The 18,787-nt window shown below is 70.4% G+C and carries 17 protein-coding genes; 8 read left to right on the top strand and 9 right to left on the bottom strand.

Going from position 1 to position 18,787, the window contains the following annotated elements; genetic code table 11:
- From AC3A6R_RS26930 to AC3A6R_RS26945, 4 genes are all read right to left on the bottom strand, one after another.
- Entirely contained in the window at positions 1 to 1,710 is a 1,710-nt protein-coding gene (locus AC3A6R_RS26930; protein WP_487866155.1) for a ShlB/FhaC/HecB family hemolysin secretion/activation protein, read from the bottom strand.
- On the bottom strand, positions 1,700 to 3,865 hold the full coding sequence (locus tag AC3A6R_RS26935) for a CHAT domain-containing protein (RefSeq protein ID WP_487866156.1): 2,166 nt from the start codon (positions 3,863 to 3,865) through the stop codon (positions 1,700 to 1,702). Before AC3A6R_RS26935 ends, AC3A6R_RS26930 begins: the two co-directional genes overlap by 11 nt.
- 158 nt (positions 3,866 to 4,023) lie before the next feature.
- Positions 4,024 to 6,210: a catalase HPII gene (gene katE, locus AC3A6R_RS26940; protein WP_487866157.1), complete on the bottom strand. Its 2,187-nt coding sequence runs from the start codon at positions 6,208 to 6,210 to the stop codon at positions 4,024 to 4,026.
- Positions 6,207 to 6,374 (bottom strand): hypothetical protein, encoded by a 168-nt coding sequence (locus AC3A6R_RS26945; protein WP_487861325.1) that lies wholly within the window; start codon positions 6,372 to 6,374, stop codon positions 6,207 to 6,209. The genes katE and AC3A6R_RS26945 overlap by 4 nt, the downstream gene beginning before the upstream one ends.
- Before the next feature lie 288 nt (positions 6,375 to 6,662).
- Here AC3A6R_RS26945 and AC3A6R_RS26950 point away from each other — a divergent pair, with 288 nt between their 5' ends.
- Entirely contained in the window at positions 6,663 to 7,478 is an 816-nt protein-coding gene (locus AC3A6R_RS26950) for a transglutaminase-like domain-containing protein (RefSeq protein WP_487866158.1), read from the top strand.
- Positions 7,479 to 7,484: 6 nt separating this feature from the next.
- Here the strand turns inward: AC3A6R_RS26950 and ligD are convergent, their stop codons facing one another.
- Both ligD and AC3A6R_RS26960 read right to left on the bottom strand, forming a co-directional pair.
- Positions 7,485 to 8,408 (bottom strand): non-homologous end-joining DNA ligase, encoded by a 924-nt coding sequence (gene ligD, locus AC3A6R_RS26955; RefSeq protein WP_487866159.1) that lies wholly within the window; start codon positions 8,406 to 8,408, stop codon positions 7,485 to 7,487.
- Positions 8,409 to 8,473: 65 nt separating this feature from the next.
- Positions 8,474 to 9,478, bottom strand: a complete 1,005-nt coding sequence (locus AC3A6R_RS26960) for a M14 family metallopeptidase (RefSeq protein ID WP_487861322.1) — start codon at positions 9,476 to 9,478, stop codon at positions 8,474 to 8,476.
- A 161-nt stretch (positions 9,479 to 9,639) separates the two neighbouring features.
- Between AC3A6R_RS26960 and AC3A6R_RS26965 the strand changes: the two genes are divergently transcribed.
- On the top strand, positions 9,640 to 9,909 hold the full coding sequence (locus tag AC3A6R_RS26965; RefSeq protein WP_487866160.1) for a hypothetical protein: 270 nt from the start codon (positions 9,640 to 9,642) through the stop codon (positions 9,907 to 9,909).
- Between the two features lie 12 nt (positions 9,910 to 9,921).
- On the opposite strand, the gene rpe is transcribed toward AC3A6R_RS26965, so the two are convergent.
- Positions 9,922 to 10,617 (bottom strand): ribulose-phosphate 3-epimerase, encoded by a 696-nt coding sequence (gene rpe / locus AC3A6R_RS26970; RefSeq protein WP_487861320.1) that lies wholly within the window; start codon positions 10,615 to 10,617, stop codon positions 9,922 to 9,924.
- A 63-nt stretch (positions 10,618 to 10,680) separates the two neighbouring features.
- Here rpe and apaG point away from each other — a divergent pair, with 63 nt between their 5' ends.
- The 3 genes from apaG (at position 10,681) to AC3A6R_RS26985 (ending at position 13,765) form a co-directional block, all read left to right on the top strand.
- A complete protein-coding gene (apaG, locus tag AC3A6R_RS26975) occupies positions 10,681 to 11,076 on the top strand; it encodes a Co2+/Mg2+ efflux protein ApaG (RefSeq protein ID WP_487866161.1) in 396 nt (131 codons plus the stop codon).
- A 194-nt stretch (positions 11,077 to 11,270) separates the two neighbouring features.
- Complete coding sequence (locus AC3A6R_RS26980; protein WP_487866162.1) at positions 11,271 to 12,545, top strand: cation:proton antiporter; 1,275 nt, start codon at positions 11,271 to 11,273, stop codon at positions 12,543 to 12,545.
- 98 nt (positions 12,546 to 12,643) lie between these two features.
- Positions 12,644 to 13,765 carry a YbdK family carboxylate-amine ligase gene (locus AC3A6R_RS26985; protein ID WP_487861389.1) on the top strand — a complete coding sequence of 374 codons (1,122 nt, stop codon included), beginning with the start codon at positions 12,644 to 12,646 and terminating at the stop codon, positions 13,763 to 13,765.
- A gap of 10 nt (positions 13,766 to 13,775) precedes the next feature.
- Here the strand turns inward: AC3A6R_RS26985 and AC3A6R_RS26990 are convergent, their stop codons facing one another.
- On the bottom strand, positions 13,776 to 14,753 hold the full coding sequence (locus AC3A6R_RS26990) for a GlxA family transcriptional regulator (protein ID WP_487866163.1): 978 nt from the start codon (positions 14,751 to 14,753) through the stop codon (positions 13,776 to 13,778).
- A gap of 100 nt (positions 14,754 to 14,853) precedes the next feature.
- On the opposite strand from AC3A6R_RS26990, the gene AC3A6R_RS26995 reads away from it, so the two are divergent.
- Complete coding sequence (locus AC3A6R_RS26995) at positions 14,854 to 15,483, top strand: cysteine hydrolase family protein (RefSeq protein ID WP_487861316.1); 630 nt, start codon at positions 14,854 to 14,856, stop codon at positions 15,481 to 15,483.
- Positions 15,484 to 15,534: 51 nt separating this feature from the next.
- Complete coding sequence (gene thiL / locus AC3A6R_RS27000) at positions 15,535 to 16,494, top strand: thiamine-phosphate kinase (protein ID WP_487861315.1); 960 nt, start codon at positions 15,535 to 15,537, stop codon at positions 16,492 to 16,494.
- Here the strand turns inward: thiL and AC3A6R_RS27005 are convergent, their stop codons facing one another.
- Positions 16,495 to 17,970: an MFS transporter gene (locus tag AC3A6R_RS27005; RefSeq protein ID WP_487866164.1), complete on the bottom strand. Its 1,476-nt coding sequence runs from the start codon at positions 17,968 to 17,970 to the stop codon at positions 16,495 to 16,497.
- A 151-nt stretch (positions 17,971 to 18,121) separates the two neighbouring features.
- On the opposite strand from AC3A6R_RS27005, the gene AC3A6R_RS27010 reads away from it, so the two are divergent.
- The gene (locus AC3A6R_RS27010) at positions 18,122 to 18,649 is read left to right on the top strand and encodes a phosphatidylglycerophosphatase A family protein (RefSeq protein WP_487861313.1); all 528 of its coding nucleotides are present in this window, start codon (positions 18,122 to 18,124) and stop codon (positions 18,647 to 18,649) included.
- Positions 18,650 to 18,787 lie beyond the last annotated feature (138 nt).

The following is an 18,787-nucleotide window of genomic DNA, read 5'->3' on the forward strand; positions in this document are numbered from 1 at the left end:
TCAGAATGCCTTTTGAACCTGGATGTAGAAGCGCGGGTTGCGCCCGCCGCCATCGGTCTGCGCGCGCGGCGTGCCGTCGCGCCAGGCCAGCGTGGCATTGACCGAGAAGTTGCCGGGCCGCGCCCAGCTCACGCCCAGGCCGAAGCCGCGCAGGCTGTGGGTGTTGTCGCCGTCGAAGAGCGTGGGATGGCGCGCGATCTTTCCGCGCGCGGCGTCGTAGAACGCGAAGGGCGTGAACGCCTCGTTGACCGACCAGCGCCATTCGAGCGTGCCGATCACGCCCTGGTCGACCAGCAGCTCGCCCGAGGGATAGGCGCGCACCGCGCGCGCGCCGCCGAGCGCGAGCTTCTCGGACGCGTCGAGGTTCTTGCTGGCCCACTGCCCGCCCACCGAGAGGTAGAGGGAGTGTTGCGGCACGATCGACTGCAGGCGCGAGAGCTGGAAGCTCATCTTGGTGAAGCCGCCCTCGGTGCGGCGGCCGCCGAAGCCCTGGTCGGCCTCGCGGCTGCCGGGGTCGTGGATCGACAGGTCGCCGTGGTAGACCGTGCCCGAACTCGCCCAGTAGCCGCCGCCGAGCAGTTCGTCGCGCCGCTCCCAGGTCCAGCCGACGCCGAAGCCCCGCACCCGCTTCTTGGCGCTGAAGCCCACGCCGCGCAGTTCGTCGGTCAGGTCCTTCACATCGGCGGTCAGCCGCAGAAACAGGTTCTGCTGGCGCTGGCGAATCAACGGATAGCTGAGCGACACGTCGAAGACGTCGGCCTGGCCCTGTGCCTCGAGGTCGGCGAACTGCCCGCCCAGTTCGTAGTTCACGCGCGCCAGGCCCATGCCGGCGCGCAGGCCGTTGGTGCCGATCGGCGCCTCGTACGACACGCGGCCGAACTGCAGCGCGTTGCTGTCGGACACCATGAGCCGCATGTCGAGGTTGTCGCCGATGCCGAACGGGCTGAGCCAGCGCGCGGTGCCGCCGAAGCGAAAGCGCCCCGACTCCTTGGTGCCGTGGTTGTCGGCTTCGGCCGAAAAGGTCCAACGCGAAGCCGCGGCCACTTCGACCGACAGGTCGGTTGTGCCGGGCTGCGTGCCTTCCTGCAACGCGGACGAGACCTTGAGGCCGGGCTGGTCCGACAGCAGCAGCATCGCGCGCTCGTACGCCGGCGCGTTGACGGCCTCGCCGGGCGCGAGCGGCGCGAGGAAGCCGCGCACGCGCGATTCGGCGACCGGCGCATCGGGCGCCACCACCACGTCGACGCGGCCGAGCCGGCCCTCGATCACGCTGATCTCGACGATGCCGTCACGCACGGTCTGCACCGGCACCACGGCCTGCGCAAGGAAGTAGCCACGCGCCTTGTAGTGCGCGGTGATGGCCTGCGCGAGGCCTTCGAGGTCGCCGAGCGTGACGTTGCGGCCGATGTAGGGTGCCGTGATCGCCTGCAGCTCCTCGTTGCTCAGCGCCTTCACGCCGTTGAGGCGCAGGTCCTCGAGCTTGAAGGAGGCCTGGTTCGGTGGCGGGCTCGCCGGCAGGCTCTGCGGCGCGGTGCTGCCGCCGGCCTGGGCCAGCGGGCGGTCGCAGGCGGCGCAGGGGTTCTGCGTCGGCAGCAGCGTGGTGCTTTCGGGCTCGCTGGCCTGGGCGCGCTGGGCGGCGACGAACAGGGTCGCGCCGAACAGCGCCGACACCGCGAGCGCGACGGGGGTGGAGCGGGGACTAGAGCGCATGTGCAGCATCCACGGTGAGGCGCCAGTTGCCGATCAGGTTGAACGGGGCCCAGAAGAACGGATGGGCCATCTTCGGGTCCTTGAGCACCGCGAGCTGGCCGGCCTGCACGGCCTTCTGCAGGTCGCGGCCCTTGGCGAGCTCGCCGTAGAGCGTGCCCATGAGCACCGCGGTCGCGTCGTCCGACACGGGCCACAGCGATGCGATCAGGCTCGAGCTGCCGGCCGAGAGGAACGAGCGCGTGAAGCCCAGCACCTCGTCGCCCTGCGCGATGCGCCCGAGCCCCGACTCGCAGGCCGAGAGCGTGACCAGCGCGGTGCCCTCCATCGGCAGGCCGAGGATCTCGTGCGCTTCCAGAAAATTCTGCCGGCCGCCCTCGTTCGCAAGCAGGATGCGCGAATACAGCGGATCGACCGCATCGGCCTCGGCATGGGCCGCCACGTGCATCAGCGGCGAACGCGCGGCCACGTCGCGGAACTGCGTCTTGGTGGCCGCGGAGCCCATGTAGACCGTGTTGCGCGGGAACAGCTGTGCGAGCTGCTTGACCTCGACCTCTGCGCCCGGCAGGTCGTACTTGTCCTCTATGCGCGGATTGCCGAAGGCGGTGAGCGCGGCACTCACGCGCGGCGTGCGCTGCGCCAGCTGCACCGCGATGCTGATCGAGGGCGCCACCGCCACCGGATGGCGCTCGATGAGGTAGCGCCCGTCGGTGCGCAGCGCCTGGAACGGCAGGTAGTGCAGCGCACCGTGCGGCACGACGACCAGCCGCTGCCCCGGCACCAGGCCCAGCGGCGCAATCAGCGCCGCGCCGAGCTTGTCGGCATTGGCAACCGCCGCGCGGCGGCCGCGCACGATCGAGTTGCGGAACACCTCCACCAGTTCGGTGAGCTCCTCGCGCGGCAGCGCCACGGTGCTCGCCTTGATGCCGGCCGGGCCGACCACCCAGACGAGCAACCGGTCGGGCAGCGAGTGGAACTGCAGCACGCGCTCGTCGGGCGCGAGCGCCGCCTGCAGCGTGGCGAGGTCGATGGTGGTCGCGGCGCGCTCGTGGATCTTCGCGCGGCCGCGCACCGCATCGAGCAGCGCGCGCGAGCGGCTGCGCTCGCTGACCTCGAAGGCGCGGCCGGCATCGCCCGCATCGCTGTAGATCGCCACGGCGCGCTCGAACACGGTCTGCAGGTCGGAGAACAGCCCCATCTTGAATTCTTCGCTGCGGAACCTGGCGCGCACGCGGTCCACGCTGCCGAGCGCCTGCGCGGCGGCCTCGGCCGCTGCCTGCTTGTCGCCCAGCGCGAGCTCGCTGCGCGCGAGGCCGTCCCAGGCCCAGAGGCGGTAGTAGTCGGCGTCGGTGCCGGCCTGCCGCACCGTGAGCGTGCGGTACAGGTCGCGGGCCTCGGCGGGTCGGTTCTCGGCCAGCAGCAGGCGGGCGCGCGTGCGGTCGAGCTGTGCCGCGAGCGGTGCGTCCTTCGGCGGCGCGATGGTGGCGAGCACCTCGCGGGCGCGCGCCGCGTCGCCCGATTCGATCAGCGCATTGACGAGCGAGGCCTGCACCAGCGGCGCGTAGCGGGCCGAGCTGCCGGCCAGCGCCTCGTCGTAGCTGAGCACCGCGCCGGCATGGTCGCCGCGCCGCGTGCGCACGTCGCCGATCACCTTGTGCACCGGGCCGACGACGAGCTTCGGATCGCGGGCCGGATGCCGCAGCGCCTCGCGCGCGAACTGCTCGGCCTTGTCGAGCTGCCCCGAATAGCTGTAGACGATCGCCAGGTCGCGGTGCGCCATGGCGAGCAGGTTCGGATCGCGCGTGGCATCGGCCAGGTGCAGCGCCTTGCTCGCGGCGCGCACGCTCTGGCGGAATTCGCCGGCCTCGGCCAACGCCACCGCCTGGCTGCAGTACTGGTAGCCCGAGAGCTTGACGCTGTCCTGCCCGTAGAGCACCGCGCCCTCGCTGGTCAGCGCAAGCAGGGTGTCGGTGTCGGCGAGCCGCGCCTGCTCCATCCGGCCGGCTGCGGCCTCGGCGTTCGGTGCCGCCTGGGCCCTTGCCGAAGGTGAGTGCCCCGCCAGCAGCAGCACCGCGAGGCCCACCGCGCCGAACGCGGCCGCGAGCCTTTCACCACGACGGGCCGAGCGCCCCCATCCCGTTCTCGAAAACCACGTCATTGGACCCCCGCGTGCGGCCCATGCACCCGCGGTTGCGGGAAGCGGCGCGGCAGGAATGCGCGCCTTCGGGCCTCGTGCGGAAAGTCTAGGAGGCGGCCCGCGCGGCGCCTATTTGCAGGACGGCCTAGCGCGAATGGACTAGGGTCGCCCTGCGGTGCTCAGGCGGGGATCGAATCGATGTCGGTTCGGTCCCAGTGCCGGTGCTTCGCGATCGCGGCAATGAAGGCCTGCGCGATCTGCGTCGCCGCGGTCGTGTCGCCGAGGTTGGTGACCGGCGTCGCCGCGATCACCACGCCCGGCGGCGCATCGGCCTGCTGCGCATCGGCGGCGATGCCGAGCCTGGACAGCAGCTGGACGCCCTCGCCCACCGTGCAGATGGCCTTGCAGTGCTTGTAGGCCTCCAGCACGAAATGCACCGCGTCGCCCGATGCCGCGAGCGCCGAGATCCCGAGGCTGCCGCCCGGCACGAGTACCGCGTCGAACACCACCGAAGGCGCATTGGCAAAGGTCATGTCGACGTCGATCTGCCGCTTCGATGCGCTCGCGATGGTGCCCAGGCGCGCGCCGACCACCTTGCACTGCGCACCCGACTGCTCGAGCGCATCGCGGATCGGCTTGAGCGATGCGGAGTCGATGCCGTCTGCCGCGAGGATCGCGATGCGGCGCGTGCGCACCGTGCCGTCGCCGGTGTCGGCCATGCTGAGCGCACGCGACTCCTCGATCGGCAGCGTCATGCGGTGCTCGCGAAATCCGGCCCGGCCGGCGGCCGCCTTGGCGTCGGGTGCGCCGATGCCCAGCGGCTCGGCCACGCGCCGCGCGAGCTTCTCGTCGACGTGCGCGAGGTTGTCGACCATGCGCTGGCGGATGGCGGGCACGTCGACCTTCGAGAGCTCGAAGCGGAACGCCGCGACGATGTGCTCCTTCTCGGCCGCGCTCTGGCTGTTGAAGAACAGCCGCGCCTGCGTGAAATGGTCGTCGAAGGTGGGGCTGCGCCGGCGCAGCTTGGGCGACTCGATCTCTTCGGGGTGCGACTGGAAGCCCACGCTGCCGCCATCGACGCGGAACTCCTTGCCGTCGCCGAGCGAGTTGGGCTCGTACGACACCTGGCCGCGCGCGATGGTCTGGCGGTGCATGCCGTCGCGCTGGAAGTTGTGGAACGGGCAGACGCTCTTGTTGATCGGCAGCTCGTGGAAGTTCGCGCCGCCCAGGCGCGAGATCTGCGTGTCGGTGTACGAGAACAGCCGGCCCTGCAGCAGCGGGTCGTTGCTGAAGTCGATGCCGGGCACCACATGGCCCGGGTGGAAGGCCACCTGCTCGGTCTCGGCAAAGAAGTTGTCGGGGTTGCGGTTGAGCACCAGCCGGCCGATGCGCTGCACCGGCACCATTTCCTCCGGAATCAGCTTGGTGGGGTCGAGCAGGTCGAAGCCGAGCGACTGCGCGCGGTCGGCCGGCACCAGCTGCACGCCGAGCTCCCACTCGGGAAAGTCGCCATGCTCGATCGCCTCCCAGAGGTCGCGGCGGTGGAAGTCAGGGTCCTTGCCCGCGATCTTCTGCGCCTCGTCCCAGGCCAGGCCATGAATGCCGAGCTTCGGCTTCCAGTGGAACTTCACGAAGTGGCTCTCGCCACGGTGGTTGATGAAGCGGAAGGTGTGGACGCCGAAGCCCTCCATCATGCGGTAGCTGCGCGGAATGGCACGGTCGCTCATGGCCCACATCAGCATGTGGGTGCTCTCTGGCATCAGCGAGACGAAGTCCCAGAAGGTGTCGTGCGCGCTCGCGGCCTGCGGCATCTCGTGGTGCGGCTCGGGCTTGAGCGCATGCACCAGGTCGGGGAACTTCATCGCGTCCTGGATGAAGAACACGGGGATGTTGTTGCCGACGAGGTCGTAGTTGCCCTCGCGCGTGTAGAACTTGACGGCGAAGCCGCGCACGTCGCGCACGGTGTCGGCCGAACCGCGCGAGCCGGCCACGGTGGAGAACCGCACGAACACGGGCGTCTTCGCGTCCGGGCCCTGCAGGAAGTCGGCCGCGGTGAACTGCGACATCGACTTGTAGACCTGGAAATAGCCGTGCGCCGCCGCGCCGCGCGCATGCACCGCGCGCTCAGGAATGCGCTCGTGGTCGAAGTGCGTGATCTTCTCGCGCAGGATGAAGTCTTCGAGCAGCGTCGGCCCGCGCAACCCCGCCTTGAGCGAGTTGTGGTTGTCGGGAATCTGAAGACCCTGGTTGGTCGTCAGTTGGGGCGCCTGGTCGGTCGTGAAGCCGTCGAGTTGCTGCTGCTTGGCGTTGCCGGCGTCCGAGGCCTTCGAGCGGCGCCCGGCGGCGGCCTTGTTCTGAGGCGTCATCGAGGGTCTTTCACGGGAGGGTCAACTTCATTGTCGAGGAACATGTCGAGCACATTCACCACCGCGATCAGGCAGATGAAGCCGGCCACGGCGGCGACCACCCAGAACAGGATTTCATCCCCCCACGCGCCGGTGAGTGAATCGAACAGCGACGCAAAATCCATGATTGCTCCAGCAGATCAGTGTGAAAACTCGGTGCTTGCGCCGCAGCCTCCTGAGGTCCGCGCAGAGATGGCGGCGGGGGCGAATGCGAGCGTGACAAAGATTAAGTTTTTCTCACACTGTTACCCGTAGTGGCGGCTCGCCCGCGCATGTCGGAAAGCGTGCGCCCCCGGAGTAGGAGCGCGCCGACAGCGTGCCGCCTACGTCGCTTCGCGTCTCTGCCCCCGCCGGTCGGGCGCGGCCGGCCCTTAGGATCGGTGGTCATACACATCCAACGGGGGATCGTCAAAATGCAGATCAGGATCGGCTTCGACATCGAGCTGGCGGTCACTGCACCGACAGCGCTGATCTACATGCTGCAGGTGCATCCCACGCGCGCGGGCGATCTGCAGGGCGGCGAGAACATCAGCATCAGCCCGCCGCTCGTCACCGACCACTACCTGGACAGCTACGACAACCACTGCGCCCGGGTGCAGGTTCCACCGGGCGTGGCAAGCGTGCGGCTGCACAACCATGCCGTGATCTTCGATACCGGCACGCCCGATCCGGTGGACCTCGGCGCGATCGAGCACACGGCGGCCGACCTGCCGACGTCCACGCTGCGCTTCCTGCTGCCGAGCCGCTATTGCGAGGTCGACAGCGAACTGCTCGCCTTCGCCTGGAACAACTTCGCCAACCTGGCGCCGGGCTGGCCGCGCGTGAAGGCGATCTGCGATTTCGTGCACAGGCACCTGCGCTTCGACTACGGCCGGGCGCGCCCCACGCGCACCGCGCTCGACGCGTTCCGCGAGGGCACCGGCGTGTGCCGCGACTTCGCGCACCTCGCGATCGCGCTGTGCCGCTGCATGAACATCCCGGCGCGCTACGCAACCGGCTACCTGGGCGACATCGGCGTGCCGCCGGTGCCGTACCCGATGGATTTCAGCGCCTGGTTCGAGGTCTACCTGGGCGACCGCTGGCACACCTTCGATGCACGCCACAACACGCCGCGCATCGGGCGCGTGCTGCTGGCACATGGGCGCGATGCGGCCGACGTGCCGATCACGATGGTGTTCGGCGCCAACACGCTGCAGCGCTTCGAGGTGACGACGCAGGAAGTGGCCTAAAGTGGCCTAAGGCATGTAGCCGAGCATCTCCATCGCGCGGCGCAGCCCGGTGCGGCACTTCTCCATCGCGTCCCACGGCGCATTGCCGACGGTCAGGCGCTCGGCGGCGTTGGCCACGGTCCAGTGCGCCGGACCGGCAAGGTCGGGCAGTTCCTCCCACTCGAGCGGCACCGAAATGCCCATGCCGGGGCGGGCGCGCGCCGACCAGGCAGCGGCCGTGGTGGCGCCGAAGCCGTTGCGCAGGTAGTCGGCGAAGATCCGGCCCACACGGTTGCGCGGTCCGCTCTTGGCGACGAAGCGTTCGGGCACGATGCGCGCGAGGTGCTCGACGATGGCGCGCGAAAAGCCCCGCACCTCGTCCCAGCCGAAATCGCGCCGCAGCGGCACCACCACGTGCAGGCCCTTGCCGCCGCTGGTCTTGAGGAACGACGGCAGGCCGAGCTCGTCGAGCAGCACGCGCACCAGCAGCGCGGCCTCCTGGATCAACGGCCAGTCGACGCCCTCGCCGGGGTCGAGGTCGAAGGTCATGCGGTCGGGCTTGGCCAGCGCGCGCGAGGTGGCGTTCCAGGTGTGCAGCTCGACCGTGTTGAACTGGGCCGCGCCGAGCAGCGCGCGCGCCGTGTCGATCTGCAGCAGCGGCTCGTGGCCCGGGTCGAGCGCCGGATCGAGCAGTTTGATGCCGGCGATCTCGCTGTGCTGCGCGTGCTTCTGGAAGAACAGCTCGCCGTCCATGCCGTCGGGCGCGCGCACCAGTGCGACCGGCCGGCCCTTGAGGTGCGGCAGGATCAGCGGCGCCACGCTGGCGTAGTAGGCCACCAGATCGCCTTTGGTGATGCCGGTGGCGGCGTCGATCACGCGCTCGGCGTGGGTGATGCGCGGCAGCTGGATGCCGGCTGCTGGCGACGAAGGGCCGTTGATGGAAGCTGCCATGCGCCCGAACTCTGCGCGCGCGTCGTATGCAGGGTGTAGGAGCGCGGCGGCGCCGGCCGTAGGGTTCAGGCGGCGGCGGCGGGGCCTGCCGGGCCGAGCACACGCTCGCTCGGGCGTGCGAAGTAGAACCATTCGGCACCCGGCTGCGCGAGCGCGTTGGGAAAGACGATGAAGCCGTCGTCGGGCGCGTTCACCGCTGTGCCGTCGTGGCGCATGCCGATCGGCTCGCCGCGCTGCACCGCATCGAAGGTGGCCCAGTCGCGCACCAAGCGGTCGTGCTCATGCAGCCGATAGTCCACGCTCGCGAGCCGCAGCAGCAGGCGCGGCGGTGCGGGCGGGGGGCCGGGCGGCGGCTCGGCCATGCCGAGCAGCGCGAGCGCACGGCGGATCGCGCGCCACGCCACCTCGGGCGCCTGCGGGTCCTGGTGCTGGCCGCATTCGAGCGTGACGCCGTAGCCGCCGCAGTTTCGGATGTACTCGTTGGTACCGCGGCCGAAGTCGATCTCGTGCTCGGTCACCGCCCCGCCCGCGGCGCGCTGCGCGAGTCCGGCGGCATAGATGTCGAGCCAGCCCTCCACCACGATCGGCGTGCCGAGGTGCAGCGCGAGCAGGCCTTCCTCGGTGGCGCGCGCGAACGGCTCGAGCGGACCGGTGTTGTCGCGCGGGCCGATCATCGCGAAGGCCTCGCCCGCGCTCTGGAACGAATGCAGGTCGAGCAGCACGTCGTGGCGCTCGATCAGCGGGCACAGCAGGTTGGTCACGCGCGCCTCGTAGTCGGACGGCGAGGCACTCGGCTTGAACAGGCGGTTGAGGTTGCGCTGGCCCTCGCGCTGCAGCCGCCGCCGCGCGAGCGGGTTGGCCACGGGCACCAAGGTGAGCTGGCCGCGCTGCAGCCGCAGCGCGCCGCCGTCGAGTTCGGCCAGCACGCGCTCGATACCCGCCGTGCCGCAGGTTTCGTCGCCATGCACGCCGCCCACGACGAGCAGCCGGGGGCCGGGGTTCAGCGAGGCGAAGGCATGGATGCGCAGGCTGTCGGTCGCCGCGGCGGCGTCAAGGGGATCGGAAGACATCCGGGGAATTATTGCGGAGCGCCTGGCCGCGCGCAAAGACGCTCTCGATTCGATAGCGCCGCGCGGCACCTACAGCGCGTGCCTCGCGTGTCCTACCGCGCAGGGCACGGCGCCGATGCAGCCTTGGGCGAACACCAGCTACCGTGCGAAGGAACCATGCCATGAGCAACAACAACAACAGCAGAAGCCCGGCCCGCCCCGACGATCCGCTGCGCGATGCCGGCGGGGGCGACACCAAGGTCCAGCAGGGCGGCGACTCGGCACCGCGCCTGCCGCACGAGCGCGACCAGTCGTCCGACAGTCAGGAGCCGCAGGACGGCCAGCAGGCGGAAGTGGGCCGCAAGGGCCATGACGACGTGGAGCGCGGCGTGGTCGACACCAGCCGCGGCGCCGAAACCGACCGCGTCTACAACGACAAGGTCAAGCCCTGACCGGCGCGGCGCTCAGCGCGGCGCCACGCCCGCGAGCTGCTCGCGCATCTGCGCGATCACCGCAGCGTAGTCCTTGGCATTGAAGATCGCGCTGCCGGCCACGAAGGTGTCGGCACCGGCCGAGGCCACGCGCGCGATGTTGTCGGCCTTGATGCCGCCATCGACCTCGAGCCGGATGTCGCGCCCGCTCTGCTCGATGCGCCGGCGCGCAAGCTCGATCTTGCGCAGCGCCGAGTCGATGAAGCTCTGCCCGCCGAAACCCGGGTTCACGCTCATGATCAGGATCAGGTCGATGTCGTCGATCGCCCAGTCGAGCGCCTCGAGCCCCAGCCCCGGGTTGAACACGAGCCCGGCCTTGCAGCCCGCGGCCTTGATGGCCTGGATGCTGCGATGGGTGTGCGGCGACGCATCGGGGTGGAAACTGATGTAGTCGGCCCCGGCTTCGGCAAACGCTGCGGCCAACGCGTCGACCGGCTGGATCATCAGGTGCACGTCGATCGGCACCGGCTCGCCGTCCGCTGTCTTGGCGTGGGGCCGCAGCGCCTTGCACACCATCGGGCCGAAGGTCAGGTTCGGCACGTAATGGTTGTCCATCACGTCGAAGTGGATCCAGTCGGCACCGGCGGCGATGACCCGGGCCAGTTCGTCGCCGAGGCGCGCGAAATCGGCGGAAAGAATGGAGGGGGCGATGCGGAACGGCGTGCTCATGGCGGCAATTGTCGCAGCCCGACGCCGGATCGGGAAAGCCGCCGGCCAGTTACCATCGCGCGCATGTCGAACAGCCCCTTCAGCGTCCAGGTCGAGCCGCGCTACCTCGCAGACCAGTCCTCCCCCAAGGACAAGGTCTACACCTTTGCCTACACGGTCACCGTGACCAACGTGGGTCGCACGGGCGCCCAGCTCATCGCGCGCCACTGGCTCATCAACGATGCCTCCGGCCATGCCCAGGAGGTCAAGGGCCTCGGCGTGATCGGGCAGCAGCCGCTGCTCGCGCCGGGCGAGAGCTTCCGCTACACCAGCGGCTGCCGGCTGCAGGCGCCGAGCGGCACGATGCACGGCAGCTACTTCGTGGTGACCGAGGACGGCGAGCGCTTCGACGTGCCGATCCCGATGTTCGTGCTCGAGGCCGATGTCGGCGGCGCGCCGGTTTCCCGCGTGCTGCACTGAGATACCACACCCCCGGGGCTGGACAGAAACCGCCTTTGTCCTGCACTCTGCGGTCACCGCCATGCGGTACAAACCCGGAGCGGGCGATTTCCAGGCGCCGCACGCGACCGCCGCGGGTCCACCTAGCGCGCAGGCCCTCGGGGGCTTCGCTTCCCACCGACCGCCGGGCCCGCCATCCGTTTCTTCCTGACTGCATGAACCTGACGACGAATCTAATCAACGACCTGCTGGGTTTCTGGTCCGAGTGGCTGCGCCCCTCGGCCGGGCTGCCCACGGTGCTCTGGTCGCTGCTGCTGGCCGCGGCCGCAGCCTCGGGCCACCTCGTGCAGCGCTACCTGGGCTTTCCCAAGGTGGTGGGCTATTCGGCCGTGGGCGCGTTGTTCGGCTTCGCAGGCTTCGAAGGCGCGATCTGGCCGCTGCGCGGCATCAGCCTTTTCCTGCTCGAACTCGGCGCCGCCGTGGTGCTGTTCGAGGCCGGCGGCCGGCTGCCGCTGCGCTGGTTCCGCCACAACCCGATGGTGCTGGTGCAGAGCCTGCTCGAAGCCACGCTGACCTACTTCGGCGTGCTCTGGGTGCTGCAGCTGCTGGGCCTGCCCGATCCGGTGGCCAACCCGATCGCGCTGATGGCGATCGTGGCGTCGCCGGCGGTGCTGAGCCGCGTGATCATGGACACCCGCGCCTCGGGGCCGGTGACCGAGCGCGCGATGACGCTCGCCACGCTCAACACCTTCTATGCGCTCGCGCTCGGCTATGCGCAGGCGGGCCTGATCGAACGCGCGCCGCAGACCCTGCTGCAGAAGCTCTACCCGGTGGCGGTGGTGCTCGGCCTCTCGTTCGTGATCGGCGGCATCCTCGCGCTCGCGCTGCGCATGGCGCTGCGCTTCATGAGCCCGACGAGCGAGAACACCTCGATCCTGCTGATCGCGCTGATCGCGGCGGGCACCGCGCTCACGGCCCACTTCGGCGGCTCGGCGCCGCTGGCGGCACTGATCGGCGGGGTGCTGCTCAAGTCGCTCAATCCCAAGCCCTGGGCCTGGCAGCGGCAGCTCGGCACGGCCGCGTCGCTGCTCACCATGCTGATGTTCGTGCTGGTGTCGATGGTGGCGGCGCAGGCCGACTGGACGCTGCCGGTCGCGAGCGTGGTGCTGGCCGTGATCGGCATTCGCCTGGTCGCGAAGATCGCGGGCGTTGCGATCGCCAACCCGGGCAGCGGCGCCAGCTGGAAGCAGGCATTCTGGGTCGGCTGCGCGATGTCGCCGCTCTCGTCGATCGCGCTTTTGATCGCATCGAACTTCACCAGCGCCTCGCCGCTGCTCGGCACCATGATCACGCAGGTGGCGCTGCCCTCGATCCTGCTGATGGAAGTGCTGGGCGCGGTGCTCGCCACCGTGGCCATCCATGCGGTCGGCGAGAGCTCGGTGCCCTGGACACCGCAGGCCTTCAGCACCACGGAGGACACGCAGCGATGAATGCCGCCATGCCCCCCGATCAGCTCAACCTGCACAACATGATCGACAGCGACGACGTGCGTTCGGCACCGCTGGCGGCCGACCCCGACAGCCGCGTGGTGCGGCTCGAGCCCTTCAACCGCTCCGAAGCGCTGTCGCTCGGCGTGGAGCTCGAGCTGCAGCTCGTCAACACGCACGACTACGACCTCGCGCCGTACGCCGAAGACATGCTGCGGCTCATGGCCCAGACGCCGCTGCCCGGCAGCGTGGTGCCCGAGATGACCTCGAGCATGATCGAGATCTCGACCGACATCTGCCATTCGGCCCAGGACGTGATCACGCAGCTCTCGCCGATCCGCGAGGCGCTGATCCGCAATGCCGACAAGCTCAACATCGCGGTGGTCGGCGGCGGCACGCACCCATTCCAGCAGTGGCACGAGCGGCGCATCTACGACAAGCCGCGCTTTCGCGAACTGTCGGAGCTGTACGGCTACCTGAGCAAGCAGTTCACCATCTTCGGCCAGCACGTGCACATCGGCTGCCCCGACGCCGACGCGGCCCTGCTGATGCTGCACCGCATGTCGCGCTACATCCCGCACTTCATTGCGCTGTCGGCCTCGTCGCCGTTCGTGCAGGGGCAGGACACGCAGTTCGACTCGGCGCGGCTCAACTCGGTGTTCGCTTTTCCGCTCTCGGGCCGCGCGCCGTTCACGCTGAGCTGGAAGGAGTTCGAGGCCTATTTCGAGCGCATGACCCGCACCGGCGTCGTGCGCAGCATGAAGGACTTCTACTGGGACATCCGTCCCAAGCCCGAGTTCGGCACGATCGAGATCCGCGTGTTCGACACGCCGCTCACGGTGGAGCGCGCCGCCGCGCTCGCGGGCTACGTGCAGTCGCTGGCCGCATGGTTCCTGCAGGAGCAGCCCTTCGAGCCCAGCGAGGAAGACTACCTCGTCTACACCTACAACCGCTTCCAGGCCTGCCGCTTCGGGCTCGACGCGGTGTATGTCGACCCCGCGAGCGGTCAGCACATGCCGCTGCGCGACCACATCCTCATGACCATGACGCAGCTCGAATGGCACAGCGAGGCGCTCAACGCCACCAAGGCGCTCGGCGAGTTGCGCACCAGCGTGGAGGCCAACCGCAACGATGCGCGCTGGCTGCGCGAGAAGCAGGGCAAGGAACGGCTGCTGGCCGAGGTGGTGCGGCAGTCGGCGCTGCGCTTCCGCGGCGCGGACTGACCGCCCGGATTCAGCCCGCTGCGGCCTGCAGCGAAAACTGCCGCCGGTAGGCCGCCGGCGACACCTTGAAGGCCGCCGTGAAGTGCTTGCGCAGCGACACCGCCGAGCCGAAGCCGGCATCGGTCGCCACGCGCTCCACCGGCCGGTCGGTGGTTTCGAGCAGCCGCTGCGCGAGCGCGAGGCGCTGGTTCTGCAGCCACTGGCCGACCGTCGTCCCGGTGGCTTCGCGAAAGCGCCGCGTGAAGGTGCGCCGGCTCATCAGCGCACGCTTGGCGAGCGCGTCGAGCTCGTGCGCGGCCTGCAGGTGGCGCCCCAGCCATTCGAGCAGCGGCGCGAGCCCGTTGCCGCCCGCGACCGGCGGCACCGGCTGCTCGATGTACTGCGCCTGCCCGCCCTGCCGGTGCGGCGCCACCACCATGCGGCGCGCCGCACGGTTCGCGGCTTCGGCACCGTGGCGCACGCGCAGCAGGTGCAGGCAGCAGTCGATGCCCGCCGCAGTGCCGGCCGAGGTGAGCACGTCGCCGTCGTCGACGTACAGCACCTCGGGGTGCAGCTGCACCTTCGGGTACTTGCGCGCGAAGGTGTCGGCCAGCTTCCAGTGCGTGCTGGCCGGGCGGCCGTCGAGCAGGCCTGCCTCGGCCAGCACGAAGGCGCCGAGGCACAGCCCCACGACGATCGCGCCGCGGCGGTGCGCGGCCTGCAGCGCACGCAGCAGCGCCGGCGGCGCGGGGCTGCCGTCGTCGCGCCACGAGGGCACGATCACGATCTGCGCCTGCCGGATGGCCTCGAGGCCGTGCGGCACGTTGAGCGTGAAACCCGCGTTGGTGCGCAATGGCCCCGGCTCGAAACCGCACACCTGCAGCCGGAAGCGCGGCGCCCCCGCTTCGGTGCGGTCTTCGCCGAAGACCATGCACGGCACCGAGAGGTGAAAGGGGCTGATGCCGTCGAAGGCCACGACGGCGATGGTTTCTGCAGGGGTTCGCGCCATGGCCCGATTTTATCGATGAATGGCGTTCGGGCCACTTTTCCGCACGCGCCGCGCGGGCAAGAATCGGTGCAACCCAACCTACAACCTACGGAGCAAGCCCATGAACGCAAAGACCGCACCGCGCCGCGCCCTCGTCGTGATCGACGTGCAGAACGAGTACTTCGAAGGCGGTGGCCTGCCGATCGAGCATCCGCCGGTCGAGCAGTCGCTGCCGAACATCACTCGCGCGATGGACGCCGCGCGCGCCGCCGGCACGCCCGTGGTGGTGGTGCGCCACCATGCGCCGGCCGGCGCGCCGGTGTTCCAGGCCGACGCCCACAACGGCCAGCTGCATCCCGAGATCGCGAAGCGGCCGCACGACCACCTCGTGACCAAGGCCTTCCCGAGCGTCTTCACGGGCACCGACTTCGCCGACTGGATCGCGCGCACGGGCATCGACACGCTCAGCATCGCCGGCTACATGACGCACAACTGCGATGCGTCGACCGTGTTCGAGGCCATGCACCGCGGCCTGAACGTGGAATTCCTCTCCGACGCGACCGGCGCCCTGCCCTACGCCAACGCGGCGGGCCGCGCGAGCGCGGAAGAGATCCACCGCGTCTTCAGCGTGGTGTTCCACAGCAACTTCGCGGCGGTGGCGACCACCGAGGCTTGGATCGCCGCGCTGCAGGCCGGCGAGGCGATCGAGAAGGACAACGTGGTCATGTCGAACCGGCGCGCGCGGGGCTGAGCGCGCGCCAAGGTTGCATTTCGCGCGCACCGGAGCCCTTATGCTCGCCGCATGGGTGAATTCGACCTGATCGCACGCTACTTCCACCGCCCCGCCAAGCGCTCGCCGCTCGGCGTGGGCGACGACTGCGCGCTGCTCGCGCCCGCGCCGGGCATGCAGCTGGCGGTGTCTTCCGACATGCTGGTCGAAGGCCGGCATTTCCTCTCGACGGTCGATCCGGTGCGGCTCGGGCACAAGGCGCTGGCGGTGAACCTCAGCGACCTGGCCGCCTGCGGCGCGAAGCCGCTGGCCTTCACGCTCGCGCTGGCGCTGCCGAGCATCGATGCGCCGTGGCTCGAGGCGTTCTCGCGCGGGCTGCTGGCGCTGGCCGACGTGCACGGCTGCGAGCTCGTGGGCGGCGACACCACGCGCGGACCGCTCAACATCTGCATCACCGTGTTCGGCGAGGTGCCGGCCGGTGCGGCGCTGCTGCGCTCGGGCGCGCGTGCCGGCGACGACATCTGGGCCAGCGGCACGCTCGGCGATGCGCGGCTCGCGCTCGAGGTGTTCCGCGGCACCCTCGCGCTCCCGGCCGAGGTGTTCAAGGCGGCGCGCGCACGCATGGAGCAGCCCACGCCGCGCGTGGCGCTCGGCCAGGCGCTACGCGGCACCGCATCGGCCGCGGTGGACGTGAGCGACGGCCTCGTCGGCGACCTGGGCCACATCCTTGCGGCGAGCGGCGTCGGGGCCACGCTCGACGCCGATGCGGCCGCGAGCCTCGTGGCCGCGGCCGACACGCCGGGCATCGGCACCGAGACGCTGCGCGGCTGCGCGCTTTCGGGCGGCGACGACTACGAGCTGGTGTTCACCGCCCCGCCCACGGCGCGCGCCGCGGTGGCGCAGGCCGGCCGCGAAAGCGCCACGCGCGTCACGCGCATCGGCCGCATCGAGGCCGAAGCCGGACTGCGCATCGTCGATGCGGGCGGTGCACCGGTGGCGCAGCGCTTCGGGTCGTTCGACCACTTCGCCTGATCAACCCCTGCGCGCGGCAACGAAGCGGGCCACCAGCCACACCGCCAGCGCCGGCGCGAGTGCGAAGCTCGCGAACAGCCAGGCAGCCGCCGAGCGCGCGCCGGCCGCGCCACCGGGTTCGGTGAGGCCGGCCGCATTGGCCACCAGCCCCGCCACCGCTGCGCCTACGGCCATGCCGTAGAGCTGCACGGTGGTGATCGAGGCCGAGGCCAGGCCTTCCTGGCCGGCGGGCGCGAGCGACATCACGCGCGTGACCAGGTGCGGCCATCCGATGCCCACGCCAACACCCACGACGGCCAGCGCGACGCCTGCCAGAAACATCTCGAGCCCCGGCGCGAAACGCCCGGGCGCCGGCAGCAGCAGCGCGAGCGCGACGAGCCCCAGCGTGCAGGCCACCGGCCCGGCGCGCAGCATGCGGTCGGCGGCGCGGCCGCTGCGGCCCGACGACAGCAGCGACCCCGCGCTCCAGCCACCGGCCATCGCGGCCGTCAGGTAGCCGGCCGACAACGGCGAATGGCCGTGTAGCAGCTGCAGGAAATAGGGCACGAAGATCTCGGTGGTGGTGCCGACGAGCAGCAGCACCACGCTCGCATAGATGGCCCCCATCGGCGCGCGCACCGCGTAGGCGCCGGTCGGCAGCAGCCGCACCGCGGCACGCCGGTCGACCCGCGTGGCGAGCAGGCCGAGTCCGAGCCCGAGCGCCACGCCGGCGGCCTGCCAGGCCAGCGCCGGCCAGAACCCGCTCGCCGCGATCACCAGCACCGAGGCGGCGAGCAAGCCGATCTGCGGCGCCGGAATGCGCGGCATCTGCGCCGGCCGCTGGTGCCGCACGCCCGCCGCGGGCCGCAGTTGCACCGCCACCAGAAGCGCCTGCGCCGCGGCCAGCGGCAGCAGCGACCAGAAGGCCCAGCGCCAGTGCCCCGCCTGCGCGAACAGGCCGCCCACCGCCGGCCCGCAGAGCGTGGCCATGCCCCACATGCCCGACACCAGCGCCACCGCACGCGGCCACAGCCGCGGCGCGAACACCAGCTGGATCAGCGCATAGCTCAGGGCGGCAAGCAGGCCGCCACCCAACCCCTGCACCGTGCGACCCGCGAGCAGCCAGGCCATGGCCGGTGCAAGCGCGCACGCCATCGAGCCCATGGTGAAGATCGCCAGGGCGGCCAGGCAGGCGCCGCGCGGCCCCAGCCTCGCCAGCAGCCGCACCGACAGCGTCGCGCCCAGGATCGATCCCACGACGAACAGCGTGGTGCTCCACGCGTACCAGTCGAGGCCGCCGATCTCGTTCACCACCGACGGCAGCACGGTGGTCACGATGTGCACGTTGACCGCGTGCAGCGCCACACCGCCCGTGAGCGCCACCGCACGCCAGCCGTTGCGGCCGCTGAACAGCTCGCGCCAGTTGGGGGCGGGCGGTGGGGACGGCAGCGGGGAAACGCCGGTGGCGGAGGGAATGGTCGAAGAGGCAGCGGGCATGGCGCAAGGGCGGAGCGAGAAGAAGGCCTCGATCGTAGGCCGGGTCCATCAATTAAACAAGTAGTTGCTTTGATAAATGCAAGATCTTGGCCGCCCTCGAATGCGCGACACTCCTGGCTCGACCCCAGCCGTTTTCTCTTCCGCAGGCCCGATGTCCCCCGCCACCCCGCTCCGCCCCACCATCGCTTTTCTTCGCGCGCATCCGGCGCATTTCATCGCGCTCGGCTTCGGCTCCGGGCTCGGACGCATGGCGCCGGGCACCGTCGGCACGCTCTGGGCCTGGGTGGCGTTCGCGGTGATGCAGCTGTGGTTCACGCCCGCAACGATCGGCTGGATCATCCTGGCCGCGCTGCCGATCGGCTGGTGGGCCTGCAGCCGCACCGCGCGCGACCTCGGCGTGGCCGACCCGGGTTGCATCGTCTGGGACGAAGTGGTGGCGTTCTGGATCGTGCTCTGGCTGGTCACGCCCGCGGGCCTGCTGGCGCAGGCGGTGGCCTTCGGGCTGTTCCGGTTCTTCGATGCCGCCAAGCCCGGCCCGGTGGGCTGGGCCGATGCGCTGTTCAAGCCGCGTGCCGGTGTCGAGACGCGCTGGTGGCGCGCAGGCTTCGGCATTCTTTTCGACGACCTGGTGGCGGCCTTCTGCACGCTGCTGGTCATTGCGCTGTGGCGCGCCTGGTGAGTAGGGCCTGTTCACACTATTTACGGGGTCGCGAAGGCATGCCAAAGCGGACAAATCAAGACGCACGACGCAGTGTGTGCGTCGGCACACACAAGGCGTGCAACGCGGAGTTGGCCGCTTTGGCATGCCTTCCCTCCG

The sequence above is a fragment of the Variovorax sp. Soil_C_19 genome (assembly GCF_057657255.1).